Below are 14,081 nucleotides of genomic sequence, written 5' to 3' on the forward strand. Positions count from 1 at the left end.
CAACCTCCCGCGCCGGGGCCCGGCGCCTGCGCGGGGCGGCGGTGAGTCGGGCCTCGGGTGCCGTTAACGTTCGGTAAATGTTTGGATTCGAGGGTGCGGATGGCGGTCGCCGGACGCGGTTGACCCGCATTTCAGCCTTTGTTGCGGGGCTGGCGTGGCAGGCGATGCCGCGATGCGGAAATGGCGCGGCCTCGGTTGACCCTGCCGGGGGGCGGGAGTAAACCCGACACCAGCCAACGCGGGCCCTGTGAGGCCCGCCCGCGAAGCAAAGGAGCCGACCTTGGAAGAGATGCTGCGGGAGTACCTCCCCATTCTCGTCTTTCTGGCCGTTGCGATCGGTCTCGGGCTTGTCCTGATCCTCGCCGCCGTGATCGTCGCAGTCCGCAATCCCGACCCGGAAAAAGTGTCGGCCTACGAATGCGGTTTCAACGCCTTCGACGACGCCCGGATGAAGTTCGACGTGCGCTTCTACCTTGTCTCGATCCTCTTCATCATCTTCGACCTCGAAATCGCGATGCTGTTCCCCTGGGCGGTGGCCTTCAGCGGGGTCAGCATGGCCGCCTTCTGGTCGATGATGGTGTTCCTCGCGGTGCTGACGATCGGTTTCTGCTACGAATGGAAGAAAGGGGCGCTGGAATGGCAATGACGCCCGCCCAGTCCGCCGCGACCACCCCGGTGAACACCGCCGGGCCGGATCCCGAGGTCGCCACCCAGAACCTCAACCGCGAGCTGCAGGACAAGGGTTTCCTGCTGACCTCGACCGAGGACATCATCAACTGGGCGCGCACCGGCTCGCTCCACTGGATGACCTTCGGCCTCGCGTGTTGCGCGGTCGAGATGATGCACACCTCGATGCCGCGCTACGACGTGGAACGCTTCGGCGTCGCGCCGCGCGCCTCGCCGCGCCAATCGGACGTGATGATCGTCGCGGGCACGCTGACCAACAAGATGGCCCCGGCGCTGCGCAAGGTCTACGACCAGATGCCCGAACCGCGCTACGTGATCTCGATGGGATCCTGCGCCAACGGCGGCGGCTATTATCACTACAGCTATTCCGTGGTGCGCGGCTGCGACCGGATCGTGCCGGTCGACATCTACGTCCCGGGCTGCCCGCCGACCGCGGAGGCGCTGCTTTACGGCATCATGCAGCTGGCGCGGAAGATCCGCCGCACCGGCACGATCGCGAGGTAAGGGCATGAGCGAAGCACTGGAGCAACTCGGCGCCCATATCGAGCTGAAGCGGCCGGACTGCGTGCTGGGCTGGGAAGTCGCCTATGGCGAGCTGAACATCGACGTGGCCCCGGCCAGCATCGTCGATTTCGTCGACTTCCTGCGCATCGACAACAACTGCAAGTTCTCGACGCTGGTGGACCTGAGCGGCGTGGACTACCCGCAGCGGCCCAAGCGGTTCGACGTGGTCTACCAGTTCCTGTCGATGTACCAGAACCAGCGCATCCGCCTGCGCTGCGCGGTGCGCGAGGACGAGATGATCCCCTCGATCACCAGCGTGCATCCGAGCGCGAACTGGTTCGAGCGCGAGGCCTTCGACATGTACGGGATCCTGTTCTCGGGGCACCCGGACCTGCGGCGCCTGCTGACCGACTACGGTTTCCGCGGCTACCCGCTGCGCAAGGACTTCCCGACCACCGGCTACACCGAGGTGCGTTACGACGAGACCGCCAAGCGGGTCGTCTATGAGCCGGTGAAGCTGGTGCAGGAATATCGTCAGTTCGACTTCATGTCGCCCTGGGAGGGTGCGCACTACATCCTTCCCGGCGACGAGAAGAAGGAAGAGGCGAAGTGATGGACACGCTGATCGGCGTCTTCCTCGGGGCCATGCTGGGATCGTTCCGCAGCGTGCTGTACCTCGTGGCGGCGCTGGCCTGCGGTCTCTTGATCCCGCGTGGCCTGCGCCTGGCAGGCGTCGCGTTTTCCGCCGGCGCGGCGGTGTCCCTGGCCAGCCTGCTCTGGATCACCCGCGGCTCGGGTGTCGGCGCGCTTGGCCTGACCCCCGCGCAGATCTCGGCCGTGGTGCTGGGATCGGCCTGCGGCACGGCGCTGACCGCGCTGGTCGTGGCCATCGGCAAAGACATCTTCCGCTCCGCATCGAGGAGGGCGAAAACATGATGGACGGTTCCAAGTTCGGCGACGTCGAGACCCAGGAACAGAAGATCAGGAACTTCAACCTGAACTTCGGCCCCCAACACCCGGCGGCGCACGGCGTGCTGCGGCTGGTGCTCGAGCTCGACGGTGAGATCGTCGAGCGCTGCGACCCGCATATCGGCCTGCTGCACCGGGGCACGGAAAAGCTCATGGAGAGCCGGACCTACCTGCAGAACCTGCCGTACCTGGACCGGCTCGACTATGTCGCGCCGATGAACCAGGAACACGCCTGGTGCCTGGCGATCGAGAAGCTGACCGGCGTCGAGGTGCCGCGCCGCGCCTCGCTGATCCGGGTGCTCTACTCCGAGATCGGGCGCGTGCTGAACCACCTGCTGAACGTGACCACGCAGGCCATGGACGTGGGCGCGCTGACGCCGCCGCTCTGGGGCTTCGAGGAACGCGAGAAGCTGATGATCTTCTACGAGCGGGCCTGCGGCGCGCGGCTGCACGCGGCCTATTTCCGGCCCGGCGGCGTGCACCAGGACCTGCCTGCCAAGCTGATCGACGACATCGAGGAATGGGCGATCGAGTTCCCCGAGAAGCTCGACGACATCGACAGCCTGCTGACCGAGAACCGGATCTTCAAGCAGCGCAACGTCGACATCGGCGTGGTGTCGGAAGAGGACATCCAGAACTGGGGGTTCTCGGGCGTGATGGTGCGCGGTTCGGGCCTGGCCTGGGACCTGCGGCGCGCGCAGCCCTACGAGTGCTACGACGAGTTCGATTTCCAGATCCCCGTCGGCAAGAACGGCGACTGCTATGACCGATACCTCGTCCGGATGGCCGAGATGCGCGAGTCGACCAAGATCATCCGTCAATGTGTCACCAAGCTCCGCGAGGAGCCGGGCGAGGTGCTGGCGCGGGGCAAGATCACCCCGCCGAAGCGCGGCGACATGAAGACCTCGATGGAAGCGCTGATCCACCACTTCAAGCTCTACACCGAGGGCTTCCGGGTGCCGGCGGGCGAGGTCTATGCCGCGGTCGAGGCGCCGAAGGGCGAATTCGGCGTGTACCTGGTGAGCGACGGCACCAACAAGCCCTACCGCGCCAAGCTGCGCGCGCCGGGGTTCCTGCACCTGCAGGCGATGGACTATGTCGCGTCGGGCCACCAGTTGGCGGACGTGGCGGCGATCATCGGGACGCTGGACATCGTGTTCGGCGAGGTCGACCGGTGAGCCGCGCGCGGCACCGGAACGGAACGGACAGGGCGGAACGGGCGATGGGGCCCGGCCGCCGCATTCGGGGGACGAACATGGTTGGACTGACGCGTCTTGCCGCGGCTTGCGGCGCACTGGGAATGATCGCGGCCTGTGCCACGCCGCCGACCGGCGTGGGCCCCGAGATGGTGGAGGCCTACGATCGGGCCGTCGCCTCTGTCGGGTGCGAGATGGTGAACGAGCCGCAATACAACGCCGTCGAGTTCCAGACCGGCCTGACGCGCGAACAGACGATCGAGATGGGGCAATACCGGATGGCCGCGGGCGCGGCCGAACCGATCGAAGGCGGCGGCGTCCGCCTGATCACCGGGCCCTGCGCCGCCTGACAGGCGGCAACCGAAGGTTAGAGGACGAAGTCGAGACATGCTGCGACGCCTGCATCACGAACAGCCCGAGGGCTTTGCCTTCACCCCGGCCAACCAGGCCTGGGCCGAGGCGCAGATCACCAAGTACCCCGAGGGCCGCCAGGCTTCGGCCATCATCCCGCTGCTGTGGCGTGCCCAGGAGCAGGAGGGCTGGTTGACCCGTCCGGCGATCGAACACATCGCCGCGATGCTCGACCTGGCCTATATCCGGGCGCTGGAAGTGGCGACGTTCTACTTCATGTTCCAGCTGCAACCCGTTGGGTCCGTTGCGCATATCCAGATCTGCGGCACCACGTCCTGCATGATCTGCGGCGCCGAGGACCTGATGCAGGTCTGCAAGGACAAGATCGCCGCCAAGCCGCACGCGCTGTCGGCGGATGGCCGGTTCTCGTGGGAAGAGGTCGAATGCCTGGGCGCCTGCGCGAACGCGCCGATGGCGCAGATCGGCAAGGACTATTACGAGGACCTGACCGAGGCGCGGCTGGCCGAGATCATCGACGAACTGGCCGAGGGCAAGGTGCCGGTGCCGGGGCCGCAGAACGGGCGCTATTCGTCCGAGCCGCTGGCCGGTCTGGTGACGCTGACCGAGTACGACAGCGGCCAGACGCAGTACAACGCGTCGGTGCAGCGCGCGGTCGACGTGGGCGACACGGTCAAGCGCATCGACGGGACCGAGGTGCCGCTGCTGACGCCCTGGAAACAGGACGGCGCGAAGAAGGCCAAGAAAGCCGACGTCGCGGCCAAGGACAAGCCGGCGAAGGAGCCGCGTCCCTCCAAGGGCAAGCCCGCGGACGCCACCGGCGTGACCGAACAGGAGGCGCAGGCCGTCGAGACCGGCCGTCCGCGCGGCAAGAGCGAGCCGGCCGGTGCTTCGGCCGCCGCCGAGACCGCCGCGCCCGCGGGCACCGAGCCCGCGCTGCTGAGCGAACCGCGCGGCGGCACGGCCGATGACCTCAAGCTGATCAAGGGCATCGGTCCGAAGCTCGAGGGCATGCTGCACGCGGTCGGTATCTACCATTACGACCAGATCGCCAACTGGACCCCGGAAGAGCTGGAATGGGCCGACACCAAGTTCGTCGGCTTCAAGGGCCGGGTCACGCGGGACGGCTGGATCGAGCAGGCCAGGAAACTGGCCGCCGGGGAAGAGACGGAATTCGCCACGCGAGCGAAGAAGGACGGGATTTACGACGACGACTGAGCTGAGCACATCATTCGAGGATCGAGGCGATGGATTGGGAGACGAAGGAAGGACGTTGCACGCTGGTCTGCTGGGCCGGCGCGGTGGTGATCGGGATCATTGCCTACCTGGTTCTGGATTCCTTCCTGCTCAAGCTTCTCGCGCAGATCCTCGCGGTGGTGATCGGCCTCGGCGCCGGGGTGGTGCTGAGCCAGACCTTCTGCGTCACGCGTGAGCCCGAGGACAGCGTCGCCAACCAGTCGGCCGACGCGGTCGCGGCGCCGGGCGGCGAACCGCAGCCCGGGGCGGCCCCGGTGGCGGCGGCCCCGGCGACGCGCGGGACCTCGGCCCTGGCCCAGCCGGGCAGCGGCGGCACGATCGCCGACGCGCCGGCGGCGCCCGAGACGGAGGAAATCGCCCGGCCCAAGGTGACGGTGCCGCCCGATGCGGGCACCGCCGAGTGGGACGAGGCGCAGGAAAGCGGGTCCACCAGCGCGACGAGCGCGGTGGCCTACGAGGTGGACGAGGGCGACAAGCCCAAGCTGCTGGACCGGCCGCGCGCGGGCGTGGCGGACAACCTGACCGAGCTGCCGGGCGTGGGGCCCAAGGTGGCCGAGGCGCTGACCGAGCTGGGGGTGTACCACTTTGCCCAGATCGCGTCGTGGACGCCGAAGAACATTGCCTGGGTCGAGGCCCAGGTGCCCAGCCTCAAGGGCCGGGCGGAACGCAACGACTGGGTCGCAAAGGCCGGGGTTCTGGCCCGGGGCGGCGCGGTCGACAAGGGTGACGTAGTTGACGAATGAACCGGGACGAACGGCAGCAGGCAGAGCGGGAGATGGCCCGCAAGGGACGGCTCGTGGCGCTGGTGATCGCCGGGACCATGCTCGTCTGGTTCGTGGGCACGCAGACCGTGATGTTCATGGGCTGGCCAGCGCGCTTCGTCTCTCTACTGGACATGGCCGCGATCGCCGCCTTCGTGTGGATATTCGTGGTGATCTGGCAAATCTGGCGCCTGCGCCAGCAACTGAACGAAAACGGGCCGAGGTAGCGTGATGCTCAAGGACGAAGACCGCATTTTCACCAACCTCTACGGTATGCACGACCGCACCCTGAAGGGCGCGCAGGCACGCGGCCATTGGGACGGCACCGCCGAGATCCTCGGCAAAGGCCGCGACTGGATCGTCGAGCAGGTGAAGGCATCGGGGCTGCGCGGGCGCGGCGGGGCAGGGTTCCCGACCGGGCTCAAGTGGTCGTTCATGCCGAAGGAAAGCGACGGCCGCCCGGCCTACCTGGTGGTGAACGCCGACGAATCCGAACCCGCGACCTGCAAGGACCGCGAGATCATGCGCCACGACCCGCACACGCTGGTCGAGGGCTGCCTGATCGCGTCCTTCGCCATGGGCGCGCACGCGGCCTACATCTATATCCGCGGCGAATACATCCGCGAGAAGGAAGCCCTGCAGGCCGCGATCGACGAGGCCTACGACAAGGGCCTGATCGGCAAGAACGCCTGCAAGTCGGGCTGGGATTTCGACCTCTACCTGCACCACGGCGCCGGCGCCTACATCTGCGGCGAGGAAACCGCGCTGCTGGAAAGCCTCGAGGGCCGCAAGGGCATGCCCCGGATGAAGCCGCCGTTCCCGGCGGGCGCGGGCCTCTACGGCTGCCCGACCACGGTGAACAACGTGGAATCCATCGCGGTGGTCCCGACCATCCTGCGGCGCGGGCCTGAATGGTTCTCGTCCTTCGGGCGGGAAAACAATGTGGGCACCAAGCTCTTTGCCCTGACCGGCCATGTCAACAACCCCTGCGTCTTCGAAGAATCGATGTCGATGCCGGTGCGCGAACTGATCGAGCGCCACGGCGGCGGCGTGCGCGGCGGCTGGGACAACCTCAAGGCCATCATCCCCGGCGGCGCGTCCTGCCCGGTTCTTCCCAAGGAGAAACTGGAAGACGCGATCATGGACTTCGACTGGATGCGCCAGAACCAGTCGTCCTTCGGCACCGGCTGCATGATCGTGATGGACAAGGACACCGACGTGGTGAAGGCGGTCTGGCGGCTGTCGAAATTCTTCAAGCACGAAAGCTGCGGCCAGTGCACGCCCTGCCGGGAAGGCACCGGCTGGATGATGCGCGTGATGGATCGCCTGGTGACCGGCGATGCCAGCGTCGAGGAGATCGACATGCTGCTCGACGTGACCAAGCAGGTCGAGGGCCACACGATCTGCGCGCTCGGCGACGCGGCGGCCTGGCCGATCCAGGGCCTGATCCGTCATTTCCGCGACGAGATCGAGGACCGCATCAAGGCCAAGCGCACCGGCCGCGTCAGCGCGGTGGCGGCGGAGTAAGGCGTGACCGGCTCGACCCTCCATATCGCCCAGTTCAACTGCGGCATCCTCCGCTACGACTGGGAGGACCCCCGCGTGGCCGAGTTCGTGGACGGGCTCGATCACGTGAACGGGATCGCCATGCGGTCGCCGGGGTTCGTCTGGATGCTGGGCGAGGACGACATGGAAGCGGCGCAGCTGGACAGCGGCGGCGTGCTGGGGGGACATCCCCGCATGGCCTCGACCCTGTCGGTCTGGGAGAACGCGGACGCGCTAGGCCAGTTCGTCTGGAACACGCTGCACCGGGTCTATTACGGCAAGCGCGACCAGTGGTACGACGACGCCGAACAGCTGCCCGGGCCGCGGATGGTCCTGTGGCACGTGCCCGCCGGGCACCGGCCGACGATCGAGGAGGCGAAGGCGCGCCTCGATCACCTGGCGGTGCATGGACCGACGGAACATGCCTTTGACTGGTCGACGGTCGAGGCGCAGGGCTGGGTGGCACATCGGTGCGGGGAGGCAGCATGAAGGCGTTTGCAGGGTTCGTGATGATGGCGGCGCTTCTGGCCGGGTGTTCCGGGCAGGGGTCGAGCAACGTGTTCTCGGGCTCGCGCCAGAGTTTCAACGGGCAGTACTACAGCACCAAGGTCACGCAGGACGAGACCCGGCCCGAGGTGTTCCAGGTCAGCGTCGGCAACCTGGACCGCGGGATCGAGGGCGCGATCGAGGCGGGGCGCTACGCCGCCTACACCTATTGCCTGCGCAACTTCGGCCTGACCCGGATCAACTGGTACCAGGGGCCCGACGTGCCGCACGCGACGCTGAGGATCGCGGACGGGCGGATGGCGATTTCCGGCGAATGCGAGGGCTGGGTGTGATGCGCCTTGCCTCCATATCGCTCGCGGCGCTGATGGCGCTGCCGGCGGCGGCCGAGGCGCGTCCGCCGCTGCGCGACGTGCCCGAGATCGACGACAAGATGCTGTGGGTCGCGCTGGCCTACGAGATCAGCGACCGCTGTGAGGCGATCGCGCCCCGCACGCTGACCGGCCTGGGCTACCTCTGGGACCTCAAGGCGCAGGCCAACAAGCTTGGCTACAGCAACGACGAAATCAAGGAATACGTGCGCAGCGACGCCGAGAAGGCCCGGATGCGCGTGCGCGGCGAGGCATATGTGCGGGCGCGCGGGCTGAATCCCGACAGCGATGCGGATCTCTGCAGGCTCGGCACGCAGGAAATGGAGAAAGGCACGCAGATCGGCGCCTTTCTGAAGGAGAAGTGAGACATGGCTGACCTTCGCAAGATCGTCATCGACGGCATGGAAATCGAGGTGGACCCGGCGCTGACGCTGATCCAGGCCTGTGAGCAGGCCGGGGTCGAGGTGCCGCGCTTCTGCTATCACGAGCGGCTGTCGATCGCCGGCAACTGCCGGATGTGCCTGGTCGAGGTCGTCGGCGGCCCGCCGAAGCCCGCCGCCTCGTGCGCGATGCAGGTCAAGGACCTGCGGCCGGGGCCGGATGGTGCCCCGCCGGTGATCAAGACCAATTCGCCGATGGTGAAGAAGGCCCGCGAGGGGGTGATGGAGTTCCTGCTCATCAACCACCCGCTGGACTGCCCGATCTGCGACCAGGGCGGCGAATGCGATCTGCAAGACCAGGCAATGGCTTACGGCGTGGACTTCAGCCGCTACCGCGAACCCAAGCGGGCGTCTGACGACCTCGACCTCGGGCCGCTGGTCGAAACCCACATGACGCGCTGCATCTCGTGCACCCGCTGCGTGCGCTTCACGACCGAGGTCGCGGGCATTCACCAGATGGGCCAGACCGGCCGCGGCGAGGATGCCGAGATCACGAGCTACCTGAACCAGACGCTCGACTCGAACATGCAGGGCAACATCATCGACCTCTGCCCGGTCGGGGCGTTGGTGTCGAAGCCCTATGCCTTTACCGCCCGCCCGTGGGAGCTGACCAAGACCGAGACGATCGACGTGATGGACGCGCTCGGCTCGAACATCCGGGTCGACACCAAGGGCCGCGAAGTGATGCGGATCCTGCCGCGCAACCATGACGGCGTGAACGAGGAATGGATTTCCGACAAGACGCGCTTTGTCTGGGATGGCTTGCGCCGTCAGCGCCTGGACCGGCCCTATGTCCGCAAGGACGGCAAGCTCAAGCCCGCCACCTGGGGCGAGGCGCTGAGCGCCGTCGCCGCGGCGATGAAGGGCAAGAAGGTCGCGGGCCTGGTCGGTGACCTCGTCCCGGTCGAGGCGGCCTATGCGCTCAAGACGCTGGTCGAGGGGCTGGGCGGCAACGTCGAGTGCCGGACCGATGGCGCCAAGCTGCCCGCCGGCAACCGGTCGGGGTACGTCGGCACCGCGTCGATCGAGGACCTGGACACCGCCGGGGGCATCCTGCTGATCGGGACCAATCCGCGGGCCGAGGCCCCGGTGCTGAATGCCCGCATCCGCAAGGCCTGGAGCCTGGGCGCCGAGGTCGGCGTGATCGGCGAGGCGGTCGACCTGACCTATGACTACCACCATTTCGGCACCGACCGCGCCGCTCTGACCGCGCATATCAAGACCGCGAAAGAGGCCCCGGCGGATGAGACCCAAGGCATCGTCATCGTCGGCCAGGGCGCGATCCGCGAGGCTGACGGCGCCGCCGTGCTGGCCGCCGCGATGGAGATTGCCGCCGCCCGCAAGGCCAAGCTGCTGATCCTGCACACCGCCGCGTCCCGCGTGGGCGCGATGGACGTGGGCGCGGTGACCGAGGGCGGGCTGAGCGCCGCGCTCGACGGGGCCGAGGTGGTCTACAACCTCGGTGCGGACGAGGTCGAGGTGGGCGAGGGTGCCTTTGTGGTCTACCAGGGCAGCCACGGCGACCGCGGCGCGCACCGCGCCGACGTGATCCTGCCGGGCGCCGCCTGGACCGAGGAGAACGGCCTTTTCGTCAACACCGAGGGCCGCCCGCAGCTGGCGCTGCGCGCCGGGTTCGCCCCGGGCGAGGCCAAGGAGAACTGGGCGATCCTGCGGGCCCTGTCGGCCGAGCTGGACGCGACGCTGCCCTTCGACAGCCTGGCGCAGCTGCGCACCGCGATGGTCGAGGCCGCGCCGGTGCTCAAGGGGCTCGACCACGTGGCCGAGAACGAATGGGAGCCGCTGGAGACCGGCAAACTGGGTGATGCCAGCTTCGTCTCGGCGGTGCGCGACTTCTACCTGACCAACCCGATCGCTCGGGCGTCCGAGGTGATGGCGGATCTCTCCGCCCGGGCCAAGGCCCGCGCCGAAGCGCCGCTGGCGGCGGAATAAGCGGGGTTGCGGAGCATGTCCCTCGTCCTGGCCCTGCCGCTGATGGCCGCCTGCGCGCCGACGCCCGACACGGGCGCCGCGGCACTGGCCACGGCGGAGCGGCGCGCGGCCATGCCGGCGCCCGCGGGGGCGGTGTACGAGGGAATCGAGACGCGCCTTCTGGACGGTGACCTGGTGCATTTCCGGGTCGCCATGCGGGGCGCCCGGGACGACGGGGACGTGGCCGATTACGCCGAATGCGCGGCCGCGCAATACACCCTGATCCGGGGCTACGGATTTGCCCGTCATTTGCGAACAAATGTCTCCCGAGAGGGTGGCCTCTGGACAGCAGATGCGGTTTATACCATCTCGGCGGCGCTGCCGGATGGGCTGAGAAAACTCGACGCCGAAGTGGTCGTCGCAGACTGCACGGAACGCAAGATTCCGACGGTATGAAAAGGATGTAGGGACCAATGAGCTTCTTTACCGACCATCCTGTGGGCATGCTGCTGGTGATCGTGGGACAAGTCCTGCTGATCGTCGTGCCGCTGCTCGTGGCATTGGCCTTTCTGCTCTACGCGGACCGCAAGATCTGGGCCGCCGTCCAGCTGCGGCGCGGACCCAACGTGGTGGGGGTCTACGGGCTCCTGCAGAGCTTTGCGGACTTCATCAAGTACATCACCAAGGAAGTCGTGATTCCCGCGGGCGCCGACCGGGTCGTGTTCCTGATGGCGCCGCTGACCAGCTTTGTCCTCGCGATGATCGCCTGGGCGGTGATCCCCTTCAACGAGGGCTGGGTCCTGTCCGACATCAACGTCGCGATCCTCTACATCTTCGCGGTCTCCTCTCTCGAGGTCTACGGCGTGATCATGGGGGGCTGGGCGTCGAACTCGAAATACCCGTTCCTCGGCTCGCTGCGGTCCGCGGCACAGATGATCTCGTACGAGGTGTCGATCGGCCTGATCATCATCGGCGTGATCATCTCGACCGGGTCGCTGAACCTGACCAGCATCGTGCACGCGCAGGATGGCGACTGGGGTCTGTTCAACTGGTACTGGCTGCCGCACTTCCCGATGGTGATCCTGTTCTTCGTCTCGGCGCTGGCGGAAACCAACCGGCCGCCGTTCGACCTGCCCGAGGCGGAATCCGAACTGGTCGCGGGCTACCAGGTGGAATACTCCTCGACGCCGTTCCTGCTCTTCATGATCGGTGAGTATTTCGCGATCGTGCTGATGTGCGCGCTGGTGTCGCTGCTGTTCTTCGGCGGCTGGCTCTCGCCGGTGCCGTTCCTGCCCGACAGCTTCCTGTGGTTCCTCCTCAAGATGCTGATCGCGTTTTTCTTCTTCGCGCTGGTGAAGGCCGTGGTGCCGCGCTACCGCTACGACCAGCTCATGCGGATCGGCTGGAAGGTGTTCCTTCCCCTGTCGCTCGCCTGGGTCGTGATCGTGTCGTTCCTTGCAAAATTCGAAGTCCTTGGCGGGTTCTGGGCCCGCTGGGCGATTGGAGGCTGATATGGCCAACGTCGACTACGGCCGCGCTGCCCGCTACTTCCTGATGACGGACATCCTCAAGGGGTTCCAGATGGGGCTGAAGTACTTCTTCAAGCCCAAGGCGACGGTGAACTACCCGCACGAGAAGGGGCCGCTGTCGCCCCGGTTCCGCGGCGAACACGCCCTGCGCCGCTATCCCAACGGCGAGGAGCGCTGCATCGCGTGCAAGCTGTGCGAGGCGATCTGCCCGGCGCAGGCGATCACGATCGACGCCGAACCGCGCGAGGACGGCAGCCGCCGGACCACGCGGTACGACATCGACATGACCAAGTGCATCTACTGCGGCTTCTGCCAGGAAGCCTGCCCGGTGGACGCGATCGTCGAGGGCCCGAACTTCGAGTTCGCGACCGAGACGCGCGAAGAGCTGTTCTACGACAAGGCCAAGCTGCTCGCCAACGGCGAACGCTGGGAGGCCGAGATCGCGCGCAACCTCGAGCTGGATGCGCCGTACCGATGACCGCTCGTACCGGACATAACGCCCGGGGAGGCGCCGATGGCTGACAATCGCAATCCGTTCGAGATGATGATGGACCAGGCGCAGGCCTGGGCCAAGGCGATGAACCCGGCGCTCGAGAGCTTCAACCCGAAGGCGTTCGAGGCGATGTGGCCGACGCTCCCCAAGGAGTGGATGGAAGTCGCCTTCGGCAAGGCCTTCAACAAGGAAGGGCTGGACAGCAAGACCCGGCTCTTCCTGGTGCTCGCCGGTCTGACGACCCAGGGCGCCATCGCGGAAAGCCAGCTGCGGCTGACCGTGCGCCACCTGATCGAGGCGGGCGCGACGAAACAGGAAATTGCCGAGGCCATCGCCCAGATGACGATGTTCGCCGGCGTGCCGGCCGTGACCAAGGCGGGGACCCTCGCCAAGGAAGTCATGGACGAAATGGAAGGGGATAAGGAATGACCATCGCGGCTCTGTCCTTTTATCTGTTCTCGATCGCGCTGCTGGCCGGCGGGTTGATGACGGTCGTGGCGCGCAACCCGGTGCACTCGGTGCTCTGGCTGATCCTCAGCTTCCTGTCGGCGGCGGGCCTCTTCGTCCTGTTGGGGGCGGAGTTCGTGGCGATGCTGCTGATCATCGTCTATGTCGGCGCGGTCGCGGTGCTGTTCCTCTTCGTGGTGATGATGCTCGACGTCGACTTCGCCGAGCTCAAGGCCGAGATGGCCCGTCACCTGCCGCTGGCGATCCTGATCGGGGTCGTCCTGATCATGGAATTCGTCGCCGCCTACGCGAACTGGACCACCGCCGAAACCGCCGAGGCCGCGCGCCAGGCGATCACGCCGGAAGGGGTCGAGAACACCGCCGCGCTCGGGATGATCGTCTATGACCAGTATTTCCTGATCTTCCAGCTGGCGGGCCTGATCCTGCTGGTCGCGATGATCGGGGCGATCGTGCTGACCGTGCGCCACCGGCCCGACGTCAAGCGCCAGAACGTGCTGCAGCAGATGTGGCGCGACCCGAAGGCCGCGATGGAACTGAAGGACGTGAAGCCGGGGCAGGGCCTCTGAGCCTGCCGGCCTGAACATATCCGGGGCCATGCCGGCCCCGCCGAGTGAAAGAAAGACCCCCGCCAAGAGGGGGAGGAATGGGACAGCGATGAGCATAGCCAGTTGGATAGCCATCTTCTTCGCGGGCATCTTCGTGCCCGTTGTTCTCGGCATCCGGCAGAGCCGGGCAGGGAAGGGAGCGCGCAAATGATCGGTCTGGAACATTACCTCACCGTCGCGGCGACGCTGTTCGTCATCGGCGTCTTCGGCACCTTCCTGAACCGCAAGAACGTCATCATCCTGCTGATGTCGCTGGAGCTGATCCTGCTCTCGGTCAACATCAACCTGGTGGCCTTCTCCTCGTTCCTGGGCGACCTCGCCGGGCAGGTCTTCACCCTCTTCGTCCTGACGGTCGCGGCGGCGGAGGCAGCCATCGGCCTTGCCATCCTCGTCTGCTTCTACCGCAGCCGCGGCTCGATCGCCGTGGAAGACGTCAACGTGATGAAAGGCTGAC

At 66.8% G+C, this 14,081-nt stretch carries 20 protein-coding genes; all 20 read left to right on the plus strand.

All coding sequences use genetic code 11. The annotated features are described in order from the left end of the window. The first annotated feature begins 280 nt into the window (after window positions 1-280). The 20 genes from ACE2AC_RS02330 (at window position 281) to nuoK (ending at window position 14,080) form a co-directional block, all read left to right on the plus strand. Window positions 281-646: an NADH-quinone oxidoreductase subunit A gene (locus ACE2AC_RS02330; protein ID WP_375690522.1), complete on the plus strand. Its 366-nt coding sequence runs from the start codon at window positions 281-283 to the stop codon at window positions 644-646. Next, a complete protein-coding gene (locus ACE2AC_RS02335; protein WP_375692059.1) occupies window positions 643-1,191 on the plus strand; it encodes a NuoB/complex I 20 kDa subunit family protein in 549 nt (182 codons plus the stop codon). The genes ACE2AC_RS02330 and ACE2AC_RS02335 overlap by 4 nt, the downstream gene beginning before the upstream one ends. A 4-nt stretch (window positions 1,192-1,195) precedes the next feature. Further along, entirely contained in the window at window positions 1,196-1,804 is a 609-nt protein-coding gene (locus tag ACE2AC_RS02340; protein ID WP_375690523.1) for an NADH-quinone oxidoreductase subunit C, read from the plus strand. After that, entirely contained in the window at window positions 1,804-2,127 is a 324-nt protein-coding gene (locus ACE2AC_RS02345; protein ID WP_375690524.1) for a hypothetical protein, read from the plus strand. Before ACE2AC_RS02340 ends, ACE2AC_RS02345 begins: the two co-directional genes overlap by 1 nt. Next, window positions 2,127-3,338, plus strand: coding sequence for an NADH-quinone oxidoreductase subunit D (locus tag ACE2AC_RS02350; RefSeq protein ID WP_375692060.1), 1,212 nt, complete (start codon window positions 2,127-2,129; stop codon window positions 3,336-3,338). The genes ACE2AC_RS02345 and ACE2AC_RS02350 overlap by 1 nt, the downstream gene beginning before the upstream one ends. A gap of 77 nt (window positions 3,339-3,415) precedes the next feature. After that, window positions 3,416-3,706, plus strand: a complete 291-nt coding sequence (locus ACE2AC_RS02355) for a hypothetical protein (RefSeq protein WP_375690525.1) — start codon at window positions 3,416-3,418, stop codon at window positions 3,704-3,706. Between the two features lie 37 nt (window positions 3,707-3,743). Further along, window positions 3,744-4,943 carry an NADH-quinone oxidoreductase subunit E gene (locus tag ACE2AC_RS02360; protein ID WP_375690526.1) on the plus strand — a complete coding sequence of 400 codons (1,200 nt, stop codon included), beginning with the start codon at window positions 3,744-3,746 and terminating at the stop codon, window positions 4,941-4,943. Window positions 4,944-4,972: 29 nt separating this feature from the next. After that, complete coding sequence (locus ACE2AC_RS02365; protein WP_375690527.1) at window positions 4,973-5,725, plus strand: hypothetical protein; 753 nt, start codon at window positions 4,973-4,975, stop codon at window positions 5,723-5,725. Continuing rightward, entirely contained in the window at window positions 5,722-5,970 is a 249-nt protein-coding gene (locus tag ACE2AC_RS02370) for a DUF5337 domain-containing protein (RefSeq protein WP_375690528.1), read from the plus strand. Before ACE2AC_RS02365 ends, ACE2AC_RS02370 begins: the two co-directional genes overlap by 4 nt. A gap of 4 nt (window positions 5,971-5,974) precedes the next feature. After that, the gene (gene nuoF, locus ACE2AC_RS02375) at window positions 5,975-7,270 is read left to right on the plus strand and encodes an NADH-quinone oxidoreductase subunit NuoF (RefSeq protein ID WP_375690529.1); all 1,296 of its coding nucleotides are present in this window, start codon (window positions 5,975-5,977) and stop codon (window positions 7,268-7,270) included. A gap of 3 nt (window positions 7,271-7,273) precedes the next feature. Further along, entirely contained in the window at window positions 7,274-7,777 is a 504-nt protein-coding gene (locus tag ACE2AC_RS02380; protein ID WP_375690530.1) for a DUF3291 domain-containing protein, read from the plus strand. Further along, window positions 7,774-8,127 carry a hypothetical protein gene (locus ACE2AC_RS02385; protein ID WP_375690531.1) on the plus strand — a complete coding sequence of 118 codons (354 nt, stop codon included), beginning with the start codon at window positions 7,774-7,776 and terminating at the stop codon, window positions 8,125-8,127. Before ACE2AC_RS02380 ends, ACE2AC_RS02385 begins: the two co-directional genes overlap by 4 nt. Beyond that, complete coding sequence (locus tag ACE2AC_RS02390; RefSeq protein WP_375690532.1) at window positions 8,127-8,528, plus strand: DUF5333 domain-containing protein; 402 nt, start codon at window positions 8,127-8,129, stop codon at window positions 8,526-8,528. The genes ACE2AC_RS02385 and ACE2AC_RS02390 overlap by 1 nt, the downstream gene beginning before the upstream one ends. 3 nt (window positions 8,529-8,531) lie before the next feature. Then, complete coding sequence (gene nuoG / locus ACE2AC_RS02395; protein ID WP_375690533.1) at window positions 8,532-10,553, plus strand: NADH-quinone oxidoreductase subunit NuoG; 2,022 nt, start codon at window positions 8,532-8,534, stop codon at window positions 10,551-10,553. Window positions 10,554-10,568: 15 nt separating this feature from the next. Further along, window positions 10,569-10,988: a hypothetical protein gene (locus ACE2AC_RS02400; RefSeq protein WP_375690534.1), complete on the plus strand. Its 420-nt coding sequence runs from the start codon at window positions 10,569-10,571 to the stop codon at window positions 10,986-10,988. A 17-nt stretch (window positions 10,989-11,005) separates the two neighbouring features. Then, window positions 11,006-12,043, plus strand: a complete 1,038-nt coding sequence (nuoH, locus tag ACE2AC_RS02405; protein ID WP_375690535.1) for an NADH-quinone oxidoreductase subunit NuoH — start codon at window positions 11,006-11,008, stop codon at window positions 12,041-12,043. A 1-nt stretch (window position 12,044) separates the two neighbouring features. Beyond that, the gene (gene nuoI / locus ACE2AC_RS02410) at window positions 12,045-12,539 is read left to right on the plus strand and encodes an NADH-quinone oxidoreductase subunit NuoI (RefSeq protein WP_375690536.1); all 495 of its coding nucleotides are present in this window, start codon (window positions 12,045-12,047) and stop codon (window positions 12,537-12,539) included. A gap of 36 nt (window positions 12,540-12,575) precedes the next feature. After that, window positions 12,576-12,983, plus strand: a complete 408-nt coding sequence (locus ACE2AC_RS02415) for a carboxymuconolactone decarboxylase family protein (protein WP_375690537.1) — start codon at window positions 12,576-12,578, stop codon at window positions 12,981-12,983. Beyond that, a complete protein-coding gene (locus ACE2AC_RS02420) occupies window positions 12,980-13,588 on the plus strand; it encodes an NADH-quinone oxidoreductase subunit J (protein ID WP_375690538.1) in 609 nt (202 codons plus the stop codon). The genes ACE2AC_RS02415 and ACE2AC_RS02420 overlap by 4 nt, the downstream gene beginning before the upstream one ends. A gap of 186 nt (window positions 13,589-13,774) precedes the next feature. After that, window positions 13,775-14,080, plus strand: coding sequence for an NADH-quinone oxidoreductase subunit NuoK (gene nuoK / locus ACE2AC_RS02425; RefSeq protein WP_375690539.1), 306 nt, complete (start codon window positions 13,775-13,777; stop codon window positions 14,078-14,080). Window position 14,081: the final 1 nt, after the last annotated feature.

The sequence above is a fragment of the Pseudooceanicola sp. LIPI14-2-Ac024 genome (assembly GCF_042188925.1).
In the GTDB taxonomy this organism is placed as follows: Bacteria; Pseudomonadota; Alphaproteobacteria; order Rhodobacterales; family Rhodobacteraceae; genus Pseudooceanicola.

Coding starts and splice junctions, on each gene's coding strand:
- nuoF (WP_375690529.1), top strand. CDS start 5,975: ATGCTCAAGGACGAAGACCGCATTTTCACCAACCTCTACGGTATGCAC.
- ACE2AC_RS02345 (WP_375690524.1), top strand. CDS start 1,804: ATGGACACGCTGATCGGCGTCTTCCTCGGGGCCATGCTGGGATCGTTC.
- ACE2AC_RS02365 (WP_375690527.1), top strand. CDS start 4,973: ATGGATTGGGAGACGAAGGAAGGACGTTGCACGCTGGTCTGCTGGGCC.
- nuoH (WP_375690535.1), top strand. CDS start 11,006: ATGAGCTTCTTTACCGACCATCCTGTGGGCATGCTGCTGGTGATCGTG.
- nuoI (WP_375690536.1), top strand. CDS start 12,045: ATGGCCAACGTCGACTACGGCCGCGCTGCCCGCTACTTCCTGATGACG.
- ACE2AC_RS02390 (WP_375690532.1), top strand. CDS start 8,127: ATGCGCCTTGCCTCCATATCGCTCGCGGCGCTGATGGCGCTGCCGGCG.
- ACE2AC_RS02350 (WP_375692060.1), top strand. CDS start 2,127: ATGGACGGTTCCAAGTTCGGCGACGTCGAGACCCAGGAACAGAAGATC.
- ACE2AC_RS02335 (WP_375692059.1), top strand. CDS start 643: ATGACGCCCGCCCAGTCCGCCGCGACCACCCCGGTGAACACCGCCGGG.
- ACE2AC_RS02400 (WP_375690534.1), top strand. CDS start 10,569: ATGTCCCTCGTCCTGGCCCTGCCGCTGATGGCCGCCTGCGCGCCGACG.
- ACE2AC_RS02415 (WP_375690537.1), top strand. CDS start 12,576: ATGGCTGACAATCGCAATCCGTTCGAGATGATGATGGACCAGGCGCAG.
- nuoK (WP_375690539.1), top strand. CDS start 13,775: ATGATCGGTCTGGAACATTACCTCACCGTCGCGGCGACGCTGTTCGTC.
- nuoG (WP_375690533.1), top strand. CDS start 8,532: ATGGCTGACCTTCGCAAGATCGTCATCGACGGCATGGAAATCGAGGTG.
- ACE2AC_RS02340 (WP_375690523.1), top strand. CDS start 1,196: ATGAGCGAAGCACTGGAGCAACTCGGCGCCCATATCGAGCTGAAGCGG.
- ACE2AC_RS02385 (WP_375690531.1), top strand. CDS start 7,774: ATGAAGGCGTTTGCAGGGTTCGTGATGATGGCGGCGCTTCTGGCCGGG.
- ACE2AC_RS02370 (WP_375690528.1), top strand. CDS start 5,722: ATGAACCGGGACGAACGGCAGCAGGCAGAGCGGGAGATGGCCCGCAAG.
- ACE2AC_RS02360 (WP_375690526.1), top strand. CDS start 3,744: ATGCTGCGACGCCTGCATCACGAACAGCCCGAGGGCTTTGCCTTCACC.
- ACE2AC_RS02355 (WP_375690525.1), top strand. CDS start 3,416: ATGGTTGGACTGACGCGTCTTGCCGCGGCTTGCGGCGCACTGGGAATG.
- ACE2AC_RS02420 (WP_375690538.1), top strand. CDS start 12,980: ATGACCATCGCGGCTCTGTCCTTTTATCTGTTCTCGATCGCGCTGCTG.